Origin of the sequence: Streptomyces sp. CA-288835 (assembly GCF_050936385.1) — a bacterium.
Classification (GTDB): Bacteria; Actinomycetota; Actinomycetes; order Streptomycetales; family Streptomycetaceae; genus Streptomyces.
Genome location: NZ_JBNJMW010000001.1, coordinates 2,997,131 through 3,012,100, shown reverse-complemented (window position 1 = coordinate 3,012,100; position 14,970 = coordinate 2,997,131). Strand labels below are relative to the sequence as shown.

The following is a 14,970-nucleotide window of genomic DNA, read 5'->3' as shown; positions in this document are numbered from 1 at the left end:
GGTCAATCCTGGTCACGGGTCTAGGGAGAGGCCATGCGACGCGCGTACGCTGATGTGGCATGGGGGAGCTACAAGCGGACTGGCGGTTGAGGCTGCGACGCGGGGACGCGAGCGGGCCGGTGTGCGGTGCGGGCGTGCTGATCGATCCGGACCTCGTGATGACGTGTGCGCACGTGGTGCCTGACCGCAACGACGTCATGTGGGTGGAGTTCGCCGAGAACCGGAAGATCGAACCGGTGGCGGCGCGCGTCGCCAGGGACGGCTGGCTGCCCGGTCCCGACGGGCAGGGCGAGGACGTCGCGTTACTCCGGCTGGAGAGCCCGCGCCCGCAGGCCCGCCCTGCCACGCTGGAACCCCGGATGTGGGCCGGACTCCCGGTGTACGCCACCGGGTACGCGAAGGGCTTCAAAGATGGCATGGCCCTGCAAGGCACGATCGGTGGCATGAGCGGTGAGTGGGTGCAGGTGGACGCCGTCCACCGCAGAGGGGTCGTCCGCCGGGGCTTCAGCGGCGCCGCCGTGTGCACCATGCCGGACGACCAGAATCCACCCCGGGTGGTCGGCCTGATCGTCAGCTGGCGCGGCGACAGGGGGATGCCGCTGCCCGAGGACAACGTGCTCGCCTTCTCGTATCTCATCCCCATCGAGCGCATCGCCGAACTGTCGCCCAGGGTCAAGGAGTTGATCGGTCCGGGTGCCTGGGACCACGGCTTCGAGGGCCGGCTGAGCACCTGGTTCGAGGGCCCCGACGAGGATCCGGTGAAGATCACCGTCGTGCCTCCGGACAGCGGCAAAGACCGCGCGCTGCAGTTCCTGCTGCACCGCGCCGAGCTGCGCTACCAGGGCGGCCGCTCCAGCAGACCCGCACTGGCAGACCGCGCCCTGGACTACATCGCGTACACGCCTGGACGAGAGTATCTGGCGTACTGGGACTGGTTGCTCGGCACCCGGCGCAGTCCGGGCGCGGTGAGGCTGCGCGAGCCTGAACCACCCGTCGCCGCGGTCGACGGCATGGACCAGAAGCCCAAGCCACCACGACCCGTTGTCGCCGTCGACGGCCTGGACCAGGAGCCCGACCCCCGGCCGTTGATAGAGCTTCTGGACAGGCTGCGCAGAGTGGGCTTCAGGCTGCTGATCGTCTTCCGTACCGAGGGCGGCACCGGCTGGACGGCGGCCCGCGACGTACTGCTGGCGCCCGCGCTCGAGGACCACGCGGACCTGCTGCTCACCGATCTGAACAACTTTGAGGTCGACCACGCAGTCAAGATAGGCGTGGTCAGCAGCGGCTCGCTGGGCTCGGAGTCCTTGGTGGTCGATCTGCGTCGTACCGAACGCCGCGCGATCGACGGCATCAGCGATCCACAGGAGCGGCTGAAGCGGCTGCGCGAGCTGATCAAGAGGCTGCGCACGGACCTCAGCTTCTACAGGCGCGCGGGCCTCCGCTCCCACGGAGGACCGGCATGACCTCCTGCCCGCACCGCCGCTTCACCGGCGCCCCGTGCGGCGGCGCCGTCCTGCCCACCGGCTACTGCGCCGAGTGCGGTCGCGCCGCGACGAACGACCCGGGCCTGCCCCAACTCCCCGAGAAACCCATGGAGTTCGGCCCCAGGGAGCTGCTGGCCCTGCCAGAACACGAACCGCGGGCCCCCGAGGAGCGCCTGATCAGCGCCGAAGGCCCGCTGCGTATCCGGATGACCTGCTCCAAAGCGGAGTGCGGCATCACCTTCGCCCCGCCCTACACCGAGGGACCGGTGCCGATAGAGGGCCACTGCCCGGCCTGCGGCACGCCCTACTCGTACCGGCCCGAACTGACTCGCGGCGCTGTGCTGGGCGACAAGTACGAGATCATCGGGCCCATCGCGCACGGCGGCCAGGGCTGGGTCTATCTCGCCCGCGACAACAACCTCCGCGACTGGGTCGCCGTCAAGGGCCTGCTCAACCGGTACGAGGAGGACGGCCCCAAGCACGCGGACGTCGAGCGCCGCAATCTCGTCGCCATCCGCCACCCCCGCATCGTCCAGATCCGCGACTTCGTCAGCCACCGCGACAAGTCCGGCAAGGTCACCGGCGGCTACATCGTCATGGACGACGTAGGCGACCGCACCCTCCAAGCGGTCATGGAGGAGACCAGGCGAGGGGAGTACGTGCTCGACATCGAGCACGTCGCGACGTACGGCTGTCAGATCCTCGAAGCGCTCGGTCATCTGCACGCCGGGGGCGAGAAGCAGTTCGTGTACGGGGACCTGAAGCCGTCCAACGTCGTGCACCACAAGGACGGCGTCAAGGTCATCGACCTCGGCGGGATGCGCGAGCAGGGCCAGAGCGAGCCGCCCGCCCACGTCACCCCCGGCTATATGGCGCCCGAGTCGGAGAACACCACCACCCTCACCGTCGCCCATGATCTGCACACCGTCGGCGTCACCCTGCGCGAACTGGCCACCTATGCCGTCGGCGACGACGTACCGGGGCTCGGCACGGCCTCCTTCCACTGGGTCGTCGAGCGTGCCACCCGTAGGGATCCCGGCCGCCGATTCGCCGACGCCCAGGAGATGGCCGGCCAACTGCGCGGCGCGCTGCGGGAGATCCGGGCCCTGCGCGGCAAGACCGACCCGCCCGAGCCCTCCGCGTACTTCCGGCCGTCCGCCCAGCTGCTCGGCGCGCGGCTCGGCACGGTGCCCGGGCTCGACCACTGGCTGGCCCGCCCACGCCGCGACCGGCACAGCCCGCCCACAGCGCCCGCCCTGGACCTCGGCGCACCCACCCCCACCGAAATCGCCCGCTATCTTCCGCTGCCGCGGCGCTATCCAGGCGATCCGCAGACCAGCCAGTTCGAGATAAGCAGTGGCTACGACCCCGGCAAACTCCTGAGCCAGGACACCGAGAGACCCACCTCGGTGGAGATCTGCCTGCACAACGTACGGGTCCTGGTGGGCCGGGACGGCAGAGACGACCTGGAGCGCGCCCAGGAGGAACTCGACACAGCCGACTCCATCCCCGGACCCCGGGCCGTACGCGACTGGCGGCTCCAGTGGCACCGCGGGCTGATCGCCCTGCGCCGCGCCGACCTTTACGACGATACGCGCCAAATCGCCGAGGCCCAGGAGCACTTCACCGAGGTCCGCTTCGATCTGCCCGGCGAGTACGCGCCGAAACTGGCGCTCGCCTACTGTCTGGAAGCGCTCAGCGAGGCGGCCAGGGCAGGAGCGGGAGTGGGCGGGGGCGCCGAGCCCACCGCTCGGCAGCTGTACGAGTCCGTACTCGCCCGCAACCGCTCGCACGGCGGCGCCGCCCTGGGCCTGGCCCGGATCGCGCTGCGCGCCGGCGACCGCGCGGCCGCCCTGGACGTGCTCGGCCGGGTCCCCGTCGGCTCGCTCGACCACACCGTGGCCGCCATCGCCGCCCTGCGCGTCCGGGCCGCACGGCTGCCCGCCGGATCACACTCGCTGCCCGCCCCCGCCGACGTGGACGCCGGCCTCGACGAGCTGAAGCGCGTCGGCGAGCAGGCACCGGGTGCCTCCGAGCTGCGGCTCTCCGAGGACGAGGCGCTGCGGCTGCGTACCGAGCTGTATGAGTGGAAGCTCGACGCGCTGTACGCACGCGGCGACCGCCTCGGGCCGCGCCGCCCGCTGTCGGTCGCGGAGCGGGACGTACGCGAGCAACTGGAGCAGCACTACCGGCAATTGGCCGTACGTCACCAGGACTCGGCCGCCGCGCACGAGTACCTGGTCGACCTGTCCCACGCGATACGACCGCAGACCCTCGTCTGACCCCGGCCCGACCCCGCACAGGCACAGCGACAGCCACAGCCGAAGCACACATGAGCGCACCAAGCGAAGGAGTGCTGGAGGACTCATGAGCAGCCCCACCCGGCCGCCACATCTGGACATTCGGCTCTCCGTCGATCACGAACGCGATCTGCGCCCGCATCGAAGCGCACAGTTTGAGACCCATCTGCGCGTCGAGATCGCCGACACCGGTGCCCCCGCCGAACTCCCGGCCGTCGAACTCGCCGTGATCATCGCCCTCGACGTCGCCGAGCCGCGCCGCCACACCGTTCGGCACGCCCTGCCCGCAGCACTGCGCGCCCTGCCCGACGGCATCTCCTACGCCGTACTCGGCTCCGGCCCCGAGCCGAAACCGTGCTACCCGGTCGGCGGCGAGGACTGGGCCATAGCCGACACGGACGACAAGCGCCGCGCCGCCTTCGCGGCCCAAGGCCTCGCCCTCCACCGGGAGGACCCGCGCCCGGCCGGGTACGCCGTATGGATGGCCCGGGTCCGGGCCCTGTTCGCCGCCCGCCCCTTGTCCGTACGTCATCTGCTGCTGATCACCGACGGCAGCAGTGGCCCGGGCGAAACTCGCTTGGAGGAGGAACTCGACGCCTGTGCCGGGCAGTTCACCTGCGATGTGCTGGCCATCGGCAACGACTGGGAGCCCGAGCCGCTGCTGACCATCGCCGAACGCCTGCACGGCACCGCCGAGTTCGTGGAGGAGCGGCTGGGCAACGCGATCACGGGGGCGATCCGGCGGCTGCGCCGGGTGCACAGCCCCGAGCTGCCCATCGAGGTGACCGCCCGGCTCGCCGTCCGCCAGGTCGCCCTCGGCGAGAAGGCGCCACGGCCGCACCGGCTCGGCGGTCTGTTCGAGCCGGGAGAGCCGGGACGCCCGCACCGCTGGCGGTTCCCGACGTACCAGTGGGAGTCCGGTGTCCGCGACTACCTGCTCACCCTGGCCGTGGACGCCGAGGGCGACCCGCTGGAGACCGACCTCCAGTTCGCCGTGGTCAGCATCGGCGATCAGTCCGTGCCCGTGATAGCCCGCTGGCATCGCGCCGACGAGCGAAACCCCTGCGTCGTGGCCCCGGAAGGCGGCGCAAGCGTCCGCAGCATGCAGGACGTCACGGCCATGCACCTCGCTCTGCGCACCGGCCTCCGCGCCCTCGATCCGCTGCAACGCGAGCTCGCCGAGCGGCACTTGGGCGAGGCCGCGCGTCTCGCCACGCGGCTCGGCGTCGAGCGTGTGCTGGAGAACATACGTGTCTTCGCGGACATCATCGACGCCGAGGCGGGCCGGGTCCGGCTGCACGCCACGGTGAACACCGAAACGCTTGGCCAGAAGATCCTGTGGGCCGGATCTCGGCCCGGCGGACCGCTGATCGAGACCCCGATCAGGACAGGCGGCGGCCCGCGCTGCAGGAAATGTCAGCACCCCGCGGGACGTGAGGCCCGCTACTGCATCAAATGCGGAGGGCAACTGCTGTGAGCGACCAGGCGACGAAGCGCTCCGAAACACCGGCCGGCTCCGACCCTCGCACAGGGACGGGGCCGTCAGCCGCGTACCGCAGACGACTCAGCCGCTACCGGACCCGCAGACTCCTGGAATTCCACCTCCTGGCGATGGCCCTCGCAGCGGTCGTCGCGGTCACCGCGCTGCTGGTCTCGTACCGCGAAGTGGCGCTGAGCGCCGACGGGCTGCGATCACAGGCCGCCCCCGCGGTGCAGGACGTGGCCGCGACCCGGCTCGCGCTGCTGCGCGCCGACTGGGAAGCCCGCCACACGGTCGGGAGAGGCCTCGACGGCCTGGCGGGCGCGAGGGAGAGCTACCAGTCGCAGCTCTCGGCGGCCGACCAGACCTTGTCCCGGCTAGCCGAGAGGACCAGTGACGACCTCGGCACGATCAATGGCCTGCTCGACTCGTACGACAACTCCATCACGCTCGGTGCACTCCATCACCACGACGACAAGCCCATGCAGGACCAGAAGTTCACCGTGGCGAGCTCACTACTCACTCGCCCCGGGGTCGGCTTGGTGCCGCGTCTGGATGACCTTCAGGACCGGCAGATGTATCGCGCGGAGGGGCTCGCCACGATGGGCGTACTCGGGTACACGGGCTGGGTCGTCGCCGAACTCGCCCTGCTGATCCTCGCGTTGACACTGCTGTCCGCGCTGTGGGTACTGCGCGACCGCTGCGGCCGCGACTACAACCCCTGGCTGCTCAGCGCCCTCGTACTCACCGTCGCCCTCGCCGTGGTCCCACTCCTCGCTACGACAGTCACCCAGCGGCACCTGGACAACGCCCGAGACAAGCTCACCGCGATCACAACCGTCGCGAAGCAGACCGAGCGCGAAACGAAGGAGGACACCACTGACGCGCGCGCGAGGCTCGACGGCGCCCAGACCAAGGTCTCCAAAGAGTCTCAGGAAGTACGCAAGGAACTCAGCGCACACGAGTGGCAGAACTCGGTGTACTACGGCGCGCTGGGCGGCGGCATCCTCGTCTTCCTCCTGCCTGCCACCGGCATCGGACGCAGGCTCAACGCCGACTACTGGAGGGCCCGTTGACCAGGTTCCGCACCGTACTCCTCGCCTGCGCCCTGCTCTTCACGGCATCGAGCTGCGAACTCGCCGCGCCGGGCCAGACGGAAAGCGAGGAGGAGGTCACCATCCTCGGCACCTGGACCAGTTCCCAGGAAGAGGAGTTCAAAGAGCTCCTGGAGGACATCGGCATCCCGTACGAGTACCAGGGCACCGCCGCGCAGCGCGAGGTGCTGCTCTCGCAGGTGCAGGCGGGCGAGCCCCCGGACATCGTGATCATGCCCGGCCTCGGTGAACTCGCCGAGTACGCCCACCAGGGGCGCCTCGCGAAACTGGGCGACGTCTACAGGAAGAGCGAGTACGGCCCGCCTTGGCTGCCCTCCGGCAAAGGCACGGAAGACGTGTACTGGGTGCCGCTGAGAGCCGACCTGAAGAGCATCGTCTGGCATCGCAAGGGCACCGAACCACCCAAATCGCCCGCACCGCCAACGAGTTGGTGCATGGGCATGGGCGACGACGGCCCCTCGGGCTGGCCCGGCAGCGACTGGATCGAGGACCTGGTGCTACAGGGCTCCGGACCCAAGGTGTACGAGCAATGGGTGCGAGGCGAGCTGAAATGGACCGACAAGCCGGTGATGGACGCCTGGAATGCCTGGGGTGACCTGCTCACGCAAGGCAAGAAGGGGTTGGCCGCGCGGGCACTGATCGCCGACCACCGGGGGGCCGACGACGACAGCAATGGACTCCTGTTCAGCCAGAAGGGATGCTCGCTGGAGCATCAGGGCTCCTTCGCGCCCTTCTTCTACAGCGAGGGCAGCGCCAAGGATGTCGACTTCAACGAGAGAGCCAAGGATGTTGACTTCACGGACTCGGCCGACCTGTTGCCCCGCGGTCCTTACGGCGTGCAGGCCCACGAGGTGACCGGAGACTTCGCCGCCCTGTTCAGCAGCAGGCCTCAGGCCAAGAAACTGCTGAGAGAGCTCGCTTCCAAAGAGCACCAGCAAACCTGGGCCGACAAAGCCGGAGTGTTCTCCGCCAACAACAAGGTCCGCTCCAAGAGAGGTGGATTGGAGAGGGAAGTCGTCAACCGGCTCACCTCCGAAGACACCCCTCGCTGCCTGGACGCCTCGGACGTGATGCCCCCCGCGGTACGCGACGCCTTCTACGAGGCGACCCTGCTGACCCTCGCCCGGTACAGCCAGGGCAGGGGGAATGAGAGCGTCAAGGACATCCTTGCCGACGTCCAGCGTGTGCAGGAGAACCAACCCAAGAACGAGTTCGCCCGCACCGACGTGTGCAGCACGCCACAGTAGCCCCCTTTGTAGAACCCCAACAAGCCAGACCGCCCCTGAGCTGGTGGTTGACCCGCATGCCCCTGGCGTTCTGTTCAGGGGTACCAGGAAAACGACCCGGAGACTGTGAGGAATCGACGGCCCGGTTTCGACGGTGGACTTCGTAAGGTCGCTACATGACCGTTTTGGACGATGCCGGATCCTCCGCCCCAGAAGCCGCAGGAGAACCCACCGACGCCCGCGGGCGCGTGGCCGAACTGCACGCGATCCGTGCGGAGGCCCTGCGCGGACCCAGCGACAAGGCGACCGAGGCGCAGCACGCCAAGGGCAAGCTGACCTCCCGGGAACGCATCGAACTCCTGCTGGACGAGGGCTCGTTCAACGAGGTCGAGCAGCTGCGCCGGCACCGGGCCACGGGCTTCGGCCTGGAGGCCAAGAAGCCGTACACGGACGGTGTGATCACCGGCTGGGGCACGGTCGAGGGCCGTACGGTCTTCGTGTACGCCCATGACTTCCGGATCTTCGGCGGTGCGCTGGGCGAGGCCCACGCCACGAAGATCCACAAGATCATGGACATGGCCATCGCCGCCGGGGCGCCGCTGGTCTCGCTGAACGACGGCGCGGGCGCCCGTATCCAGGAAGGCGTCAGCGCGCTGGCCGGCTACGGCGGCATCTTCCAGCGCAACACCAAGGCGTCCGGCGTCATCCCGCAGATCAGTGTGATGCTCGGCCCGTGTGCGGGCGGCGCCGCCTACAGCCCGGCGCTCACGGACTTCGTGTTCATGGTCCGCGACACCTCGCAGATGTTCATCACCGGCCCGGACGTCGTCAAGGCCGTCACCGGCGAGGAGATCACCCAGAACGGCCTCGGCGGCGCGGACGTGCACGCCGAGACCTCCGGCGTCGCGCACTTCGCGTACGACGACGAGGAGACCTGCCTCCACGAGGTGCGCTACCTCCTGTCGATGCTGCCGCAGAACAACCGCGAGAACCCGCCCCACACGGACTCCGAGGACCCCGCCGACCGCCGCTCCGACGTCCTGCTGGACCTCGTCCCGGCGGACGGCAACCGGCCGTACGACATGACCAAGGTCATCGAGGAACTCGTCGACGACGGCGACTACCTGGAGATCCACGAGCGCTGGGCCCGCAACATCATCTGCGCCCTGGCCCGCCTCGACGGCCAGGTGGTCGGCATCGTCGCCAACCAACCGCAGTCCCTGGCAGGCGTCCTGGACATCGAGGCCAGCGAAAAGGCCGCACGCTTTGTGCAGATGTGCGACGCCTTCAACATCCCGATCATCACTCTTCTGGACGTCCCCGGCTTCCTGCCCGGCGTCGACCAGGAGCACGGTGGGATCATCCGCCACGGAGCGAAGCTGCTGTACGCGTACTGCAACGCGACCGTGCCCCGGATCTCGCTGATTCTCCGTAAGGCGTACGGAGGCGCCTACATCGTGATGGACAGCCAGTCCATCGGTGCGGACCTCACGTACGCCTGGCCGACCAACGAGATCGCAGTGATGGGAGCCGAAGGTGCCGCCAATGTGATCTTCCGCCGGCAGATCGCCGAGGCCGCGGACCCCGAGGCCATGCGAGCCCGCATGGTCAAGGAGTACAAGGCCGAGCTGATGCACCCGTACTACGCGGCTGAACGCGGCCTGGTGGACGACGTGATCGACCCCACCGAGACCCGCGAAGTACTGATCCGCTCGCTGGCGATGCTCCGCACGAAGCACGCCGATCTGCCGTCCCGCAAGCACGGAAACCCGCCGCAGTAACTCTGCGGTCCCCCTGCGGAAACCTCACTCACGGAGACTTACGCCCATGAGCACCCCTGACATCCGAGTCGAGAAGGGCCACGCCGAGCCCGAGGAAGTAGCCGCCATCACGGCCATCCTCCTGGCCCGCGCAGCCGCCACTCCCACGATCCCGACCCACCGCGGCCGCACCAAGGCCGGCTGGCGCCGCCTCGAGCGCGAGCCGGGCTTCCGGGCCCCACACAGCTGGCGCTAGCAGCAGCGCCCCTTAAGGGGCGCGGGGAACTGCGCGACCAGCCACATACGGCCCGCACCCGGGCAACCCCCCCGTAGGGGCAGCCCGGTGGCCGCACACACGAAAAAGGGCGCCCTCTCCAAAAAGGAGAGGGCGCCCTTTCGTGCTCCACGCGGCCAGCGCTACCGCAACCGCGCCATCAGCGCATGCTCAACCAACGTGATCAGAGTCGACTTCGCATCGGCCCGATGCCGCGCATCAGTCGTGATGATCGGCGTATCCGGACCGATCTGCAGCGCCTCACGCACCTCATCCGGGTTGTACGGCTGATTGCCGTCGAACCCATTGAGGGCGATCACAAACGGAAGCCCGCTGTTCTCGAAGTAGTCGACCGCCGGGAAGCAGTCGGCAAGACGCCGGGTGTCGACCAGAACGACCGCGCCGATGGCGCCGCGTACCAGGTCGTCCCACATGAACCAGAAGCGGTCCTGGCCGGGCGTACCGAAGAGGTACAGGATCAGGTCCTGGTCCAGGGTGATACGGCCGAAGTCCATGGCGACGGTGGTCGTCGTCTTGTCTCCGGTGTGGGTGAGGTCGTCGATGCCCGCGGACGCGGACGTCATGACGGCCTCGGTACGCAGCGGGTTGATCTCCGAGACGGCCCCGACGAACGTGGTCTTGCCCACGCCGAAGCCACCCGCCACCACGATCTTCGCCGAGGTGGTTGAGCGGGAAGGACCGCCGCTAGAGCTTGCGAAGTCCACTGAGCACCCTTTCGAGCAGTGTCACGTCTGGCTGGCCGCCGGCGTTCTCGTCGCCGCCGGGCTGATGGATGGCGACCAGGCCCGCCTCCGCCAAGTCGGCGACGAGAATCCTGGCCACGCCGAGAGGGATGGTGAGCAGGGCCGAGATCTCGGCCACCGACTTGATCTCCCGGCAGAGGTTGCAGATCCGCTGATGCTCGGGCAGCTGGCCCTGCATCTGGTGCGGCTGCGCGGTGGTGTGCACCAGCGCCTCGATGGCGAGCTGGTACCGCGGCCTGGTGCGGCCGCCCGTCATGGCGTACGGACGCACCAGAGGGTTTGAGGCCCCGCCGGCAGGGGACGGCTCAGGGGAGCGGCGCTGCGGCTGTACGGGCTGGATGCGCGGCGCCGACGGCTGGTCGTACGGCGAGGGACCAGGGCCCTGGGGGCTCTGGGGCGCGTACGGCTGGTGCTGCCGGTGGCTGGGCGCGGAGGGGAAGTTGTACCGGTTCGGGTTCTGCGCACCGGCACCCTGGTCCTGGCCCTGGCCAGGACCGTAAGACCAGTTGCCCGAAGACGAACCGCCTGGGGGTGTTGCCACTTTCTCCTCCTCCGACTGTGCCGGGCACCCATCACTCTGGATAGCCGTGTCCGAAACCTTACGGCCACGGGACGCCAAAATGCATCGCTTGTCTGCTAGTTGAGCAGGCTTCCCTGAAGCTCCGCCCGCAGATCAGGCGTCAGGACCGTACCGGCACGGTCCACCAAAAGGGCCATCTCGTACCCAACGAGGCCGATGTCCGCTTCCGGATGTGCAAGGACCGCGAGCGAAGAACCATCGGAAATGGACATGATGAAGAGGAATCCTCGCTCCATCTCCACAACGGTCTGGTTCACACTGCCACCCTCGAAGATGCGGGACGCGCCCGCGGTCAGCGAGGTAAGACCCGACGCGACGGCCGCCAGCTGGTCGGCGCGGTCGCGCGGAAAGCCTTCGGACATCGCCAGAAGGAGTCCGTCGGCGGAGACCACCACCGTGTGAGACACCCCGGGGGTGTTGTCCACGAAGTTGGTGATCAACCAGTTCAGGTTCTGCGCCGCCTGGCTCATCGGGCTCACACTAACGCTCCTGGTTGTAGGTGCTATCAGGACCGAAGCCCTGGCCGTTCGTTTCACTGCCTGCGTTACGTCCCCGCTGGACGCCCCGGCGCAGGTTGCTCAGCCTGCCCCGGACGTCCTCGGGGGCGCGGGAGACCTGGGGGCCGCCCTGGTGGGACGACTCGGCGGTGCCCTCGACCAGGTTGGCCTTGGGTACCCGCCGCGGCAGGCCGGAGGAGGTGACCCCGCCCGCCTTCGGCTTCTTCAGCTGTTCGGCGCGCTGCCACCGCTGGTCGTTGGCCGACCGCCAGTCGCCGCTGCCGTTGCTGCCGCTGCCGTTGGTGTCCGAGGTGGCCGGCGCTTCCTTGCTCACGGGCTGCCGACTGCTCGCGCCGTTCGCGGTCGAACCGCGGCGCGGAAGCCCGGCGTCGGTCAGCTCGTGGGCGGCGGAGGGGGCCGGTCCCGGACGATCGAAGCCTACGCGGTCCTGCTTGGCCACGTCAGCGGCCTGCGTGGATTCCGTTTCCGGAGCGTACTCGGACTGATACCCGTTCCGGTACTCGTCCTGCTGGGGCCAGTCGTCCTGGTAGGACTGGGCTTCGAACGGCGAGAACCTGTCCTGCGAGGATCCGGGGGCCTGCGGCCGCTCCTCCTGAACCGGCTCCGCATAGGAGGGTTCCGGATAGCCGCCGTTCGACGGGTTCGACGGGAAGTACGTCTCGTCGTACGCAGGCTGCTGCGGCTCCTCGTACGCCGTTTGCTGGTCGTACGCGGGCTGCTCGGTGTACGCGGCCGGTGCGCCGTCGTACGCGGGCCTGCCCTCGTCGTAGGCGGGCTGCTGGGGCTCGTAGCCGGACTGGTTGCCGTCGTAGCCGGACCGGCCGTCGTCGTATCCGGGCTGCTGACGGTCGTAGTCCTCGCGGAAGGAACCGGCTTCGAGCTCCGGCTGCTGCGACTGGGCCTCGAGGGCCGCTCGGCGTTCCTCGCGCATCAGCGAGCGGCCGACGGGGTCGAGCTCGCGTATGTCGTCCGGGACGTTGTCGTAGCGGCTGTCGTCGAAGCCCAGCTCGGCGGCCGTGCGCATGGGCGGGCCCTGGAAGTTCTCGCCCTGGAAGGACTGCTGCTGCTCCGGGATGATCTGCGAGACGGTGAACTCGTCGCCCTGGAGGTTCTGGTCGCCGCCACCACCATGGGTGATCGCGTCGGGCAGCATGACGAGCGAGGTCGTACCGGCCTGCTCGCCGGAGGGGCGCAGCTGGACCCGGATGCCGTGCCGGTCGGACAGCCGGCCGACCACGAACAGGCCCATACGCTGCGAGATCGCGGCGTCCACGGTCGGCGGGTTGGCCAGCTTGTGGTTGATGTCCGCGAAGTCCTCGGCGGTGAGGCCGATGCCCTTGTCGTGGATCTCGATCATCACGCGGCCGTCGGGGAGACGGGTCGCGGTGACGCGGACCTTGGTCTGCGGCGAGGAGAACGTGGTGGCGTTCTCCAGCAGCTCGGCCAGCAGGTGCACGAGGTCGGTCACGGCGCGGCCGTGGATCTCGGCCTCCGGGACTCCGGACAGCTCGATGCGCTCGTACTGCTCCACCTCGGAGGAGGCGGCACGGAGCACGTCGACCAGCGGGACCGGCTGGTCCCAGCGGCGGCCGGGCTCCTCGCCGGCGAGGACCAGGAGGTTCTCGCCGTTGCGGCGCATACGGGTCGCCAGGTGGTCCAGCTTGAAGAGGTTCTCCAGCTGGTCCGGGTCGGCCTCGTTGTTCTCCAGGTCGGTGATCAGGGTCAGCTGGCCCTCGATCAGTGACTGGTTGCGGCGCGAGAGGTTGGTGAAGATCGCGTTGATGTTGCCCCGCAGCAGGGCCTGTTCGGCGGCGAGCCGGACGGCCTCGCGGTGGACCTGGTCGAAGGCGCGGGCGACCTCGCCGATCTCGTCCGTGGAGGTGATCGGGATGGGCGCGACGCGGGTGTCGACCCGGCCCGGGTCGGTACGCGAGAGCTGGTCGACCAGCATCGGCAGGCGCTGCTCGGCGACACCGAAGGCCGCGTTGCGCAGCTGGCGCATCGAGCGGCTCATCTGGCGAGCCATGAGCGAGGCGATGATGAACGCGGCGAGCAGGGCGATGATGACGATCGCGCCGTTGATGATGGCGTCGCGCTGTGCGTCGGAGGCGATCTCGCCCGCGTCGGAGACGGCCCTGTCGATGAGCTCGTTCTCGATCTGGTCGTAGCCTTCGAACTTGGCTGTGGACGCGGCCATCCAGGTTTCCGGGGTGATGCCCTTCGTGGCCAGGTCCTCAGGGCTCCTGGCGGCGACTCCCTGGACCATCTCGTCCAGCGCGGGCGGGGCCACGAACTCGCGGCCCGCGGCCTCGGCCTGCCGCTCGGCCTCGGCGACCCGCTGCTGGCCCGCCTGGGTCTTCTGCGCCATGACCGTTTTGAGCTTCTGGGCGTCCTGCGCCGTGCCGCCGGAGATGTACTCCTGGACGGCGATGCCCTCCAGGTAGGCGTAGGAGGTGAACGCGACCCGCTGCCGGTTGTAGATGGCCTCGTCCTCGCTGGGCCTGACGAGCAGGTGCATACCGATCGAGCGCTGCAGCGAGGCGGCGCCCTTGGCCAGCGCGACGGCGTACACGGTCCGGCCATAGCTGGTGATGTTTCCGGTGCCGAGACCCAGCTCGTTCGTGAACTCGAGCAAATAGTGCTCGATGTCGACGTAGTCCTCTTCGGTTTTCACCGGGTCCTGCGACGTTTTGAACGCGTCGTCGCGCAGTTTCGCGAGAGTCGGCTCGGCCTTCTCCACGAGCTGAAGCCGGCGCTCCAGGCCGTATCCGGAGGGCATGCCCTCGACGGACTCGTGGAAGGCGTCGGCCTTCTTGTTGGTGGTGGCGCGGACCTGGTCGATGACCTTCTGGTCCTCTTCGGAGCGCTTCTCCTTGAGGAGCGGCTCGGCGGAGAGGTCGCGCTCGTTCAGCAGGGCCGCCGCGTACTCCGAGGCGGTTTCCACGATCTGCGCGATCTTCTCGGCGTCCTGGGCCTCGTTCCAGGTGTCGATCGAGGCCTTCACGTTGAAGCCGCCCATGACCAGGCCGACCAGCACGGGTATGAGCAGGATGGCATTCAGTCTGGTCGGTACGCGCCAGTTACGCGGAGACAACCGGCTGCCGCTGGACGCGGGTGGCGCCGTCGGCTCCGTCTTCCGGGGCACGGGTGCGGGTGCCGCTCCGCGCGGCGGCGGGGTGAAGTTGCCCCGCGCCGACGGCTCGGGACCGTTCTTGCTTCGCCTCACTCGACCAACAACCTCTCGGCGTCGGCACCAACGTTGTGCCGCGTGTGTCTTCCAGCCCTGGGCTACCGGGCAGTTCAGGCATTCCAGCACGTCAGGCTGTGCTCGTCCAAACACTCGGAACCGCGGATTCCGGGCTTCGTAAACCCCAGATAAAACGGTCATAAAGAGCGAGCCCCGCCAAAAGACGGGGCCGATGTGAGCACAGCGGCACCATGCGACCGCGACGCGTGTCGATGCCACTCA

At 68.8% G+C, this 14,970-nt stretch carries 11 protein-coding genes; 7 read left to right on the top strand and 4 right to left on the bottom strand.

Going from position 1 to position 14,970, the window contains the following annotated elements:
* Window positions 1–59: 59 nt before the first annotated feature.
* From ACQEVY_RS13505 to ACQEVY_RS13475, 7 genes are all read left to right on the top strand, one after another.
* Complete coding sequence (locus ACQEVY_RS13505) at window positions 60–1,463, top strand: S1 family peptidase (RefSeq protein WP_432948120.1); 1,404 nt, start codon at window positions 60–62, stop codon at window positions 1,461–1,463.
* A complete protein-coding gene (locus tag ACQEVY_RS13500) occupies window positions 1,460–3,766 on the top strand; it encodes a tetratricopeptide repeat protein (protein WP_432948118.1) in 2,307 nt (768 codons plus the stop codon). The genes ACQEVY_RS13505 and ACQEVY_RS13500 overlap by 4 nt, the downstream gene beginning before the upstream one ends.
* Window positions 3,767–3,851: 85 nt before the next feature.
* A complete protein-coding gene (locus ACQEVY_RS13495) occupies window positions 3,852–5,261 on the top strand; it encodes a hypothetical protein (RefSeq protein WP_432948116.1) in 1,410 nt (469 codons plus the stop codon).
* Window positions 5,258–6,340, top strand: a complete 1,083-nt coding sequence (locus ACQEVY_RS13490) for a hypothetical protein (protein ID WP_432948114.1) — start codon at window positions 5,258–5,260, stop codon at window positions 6,338–6,340. The genes ACQEVY_RS13495 and ACQEVY_RS13490 overlap by 4 nt, the downstream gene beginning before the upstream one ends.
* The gene (locus tag ACQEVY_RS13485; protein ID WP_432948112.1) at window positions 6,337–7,626 is read left to right on the top strand and encodes an ABC transporter substrate-binding protein; all 1,290 of its coding nucleotides are present in this window, start codon (window positions 6,337–6,339) and stop codon (window positions 7,624–7,626) included. The genes ACQEVY_RS13490 and ACQEVY_RS13485 overlap by 4 nt, the downstream gene beginning before the upstream one ends.
* Before the next feature lie 155 nt (window positions 7,627–7,781).
* The gene (locus tag ACQEVY_RS13480) at window positions 7,782–9,386 is read left to right on the top strand and encodes an acyl-CoA carboxylase subunit beta (protein WP_432948110.1); all 1,605 of its coding nucleotides are present in this window, start codon (window positions 7,782–7,784) and stop codon (window positions 9,384–9,386) included.
* A 46-nt stretch (window positions 9,387–9,432) separates the two neighbouring features.
* The gene (locus ACQEVY_RS13475) at window positions 9,433–9,621 is read left to right on the top strand and encodes an acyl-CoA carboxylase subunit epsilon (protein ID WP_432948108.1); all 189 of its coding nucleotides are present in this window, start codon (window positions 9,433–9,435) and stop codon (window positions 9,619–9,621) included.
* Between the two features lie 161 nt (window positions 9,622–9,782).
* On the opposite strand, the gene ACQEVY_RS13470 is transcribed toward ACQEVY_RS13475, so the two are convergent.
* From ACQEVY_RS13470 to ACQEVY_RS13455, 4 genes are all read right to left on the bottom strand, one after another.
* Window positions 9,783–10,364, bottom strand: a complete 582-nt coding sequence (locus ACQEVY_RS13470; RefSeq protein ID WP_031224757.1) for a GTP-binding protein — start codon at window positions 10,362–10,364, stop codon at window positions 9,783–9,785.
* Window positions 10,345–10,944, bottom strand: coding sequence for a DUF742 domain-containing protein (locus ACQEVY_RS13465; RefSeq protein WP_432948106.1), 600 nt, complete (start codon window positions 10,942–10,944; stop codon window positions 10,345–10,347). The genes ACQEVY_RS13470 and ACQEVY_RS13465 overlap by 20 nt, the downstream gene beginning before the upstream one ends.
* Window positions 10,945–11,039: 95 nt before the next feature.
* Window positions 11,040–11,453, bottom strand: coding sequence for a roadblock/LC7 domain-containing protein (locus tag ACQEVY_RS13460; RefSeq protein WP_033321188.1), 414 nt, complete (start codon window positions 11,451–11,453; stop codon window positions 11,040–11,042).
* A 10-nt stretch (window positions 11,454–11,463) separates the two neighbouring features.
* Window positions 11,464–14,727, bottom strand: a complete 3,264-nt coding sequence (locus tag ACQEVY_RS13455; RefSeq protein WP_432948104.1) for a nitrate- and nitrite sensing domain-containing protein — start codon at window positions 14,725–14,727, stop codon at window positions 11,464–11,466.
* Between the last annotated feature and the right edge of the window lie 243 nt (window positions 14,728–14,970).

What these genes read in the sequence shown, in the direction of transcription:
- ACQEVY_RS13495 (WP_432948116.1), top strand. Translation starts at nt 3,852, where the DNA reads ATGAGCAGCCCCACCCGGCCGCCACATCTGGACATTCGGCTCTCCGTC.
- ACQEVY_RS13475 (WP_432948108.1), top strand. Translation starts at nt 9,433, where the DNA reads ATGAGCACCCCTGACATCCGAGTCGAGAAGGGCCACGCCGAGCCCGAG.
- ACQEVY_RS13500 (WP_432948118.1), top strand. Translation starts at nt 1,460, where the DNA reads ATGACCTCCTGCCCGCACCGCCGCTTCACCGGCGCCCCGTGCGGCGGC.
- ACQEVY_RS13480 (WP_432948110.1), top strand. Translation starts at nt 7,782, where the DNA reads ATGACCGTTTTGGACGATGCCGGATCCTCCGCCCCAGAAGCCGCAGGA.
- ACQEVY_RS13460 (WP_033321188.1), bottom strand. Translation starts at nt 11,453, where the DNA reads ATGAGCCAGGCGGCGCAGAACCTGAACTGGTTGATCACCAACTTCGTG.
- ACQEVY_RS13505 (WP_432948120.1), top strand. Translation starts at nt 60, where the DNA reads ATGGGGGAGCTACAAGCGGACTGGCGGTTGAGGCTGCGACGCGGGGAC.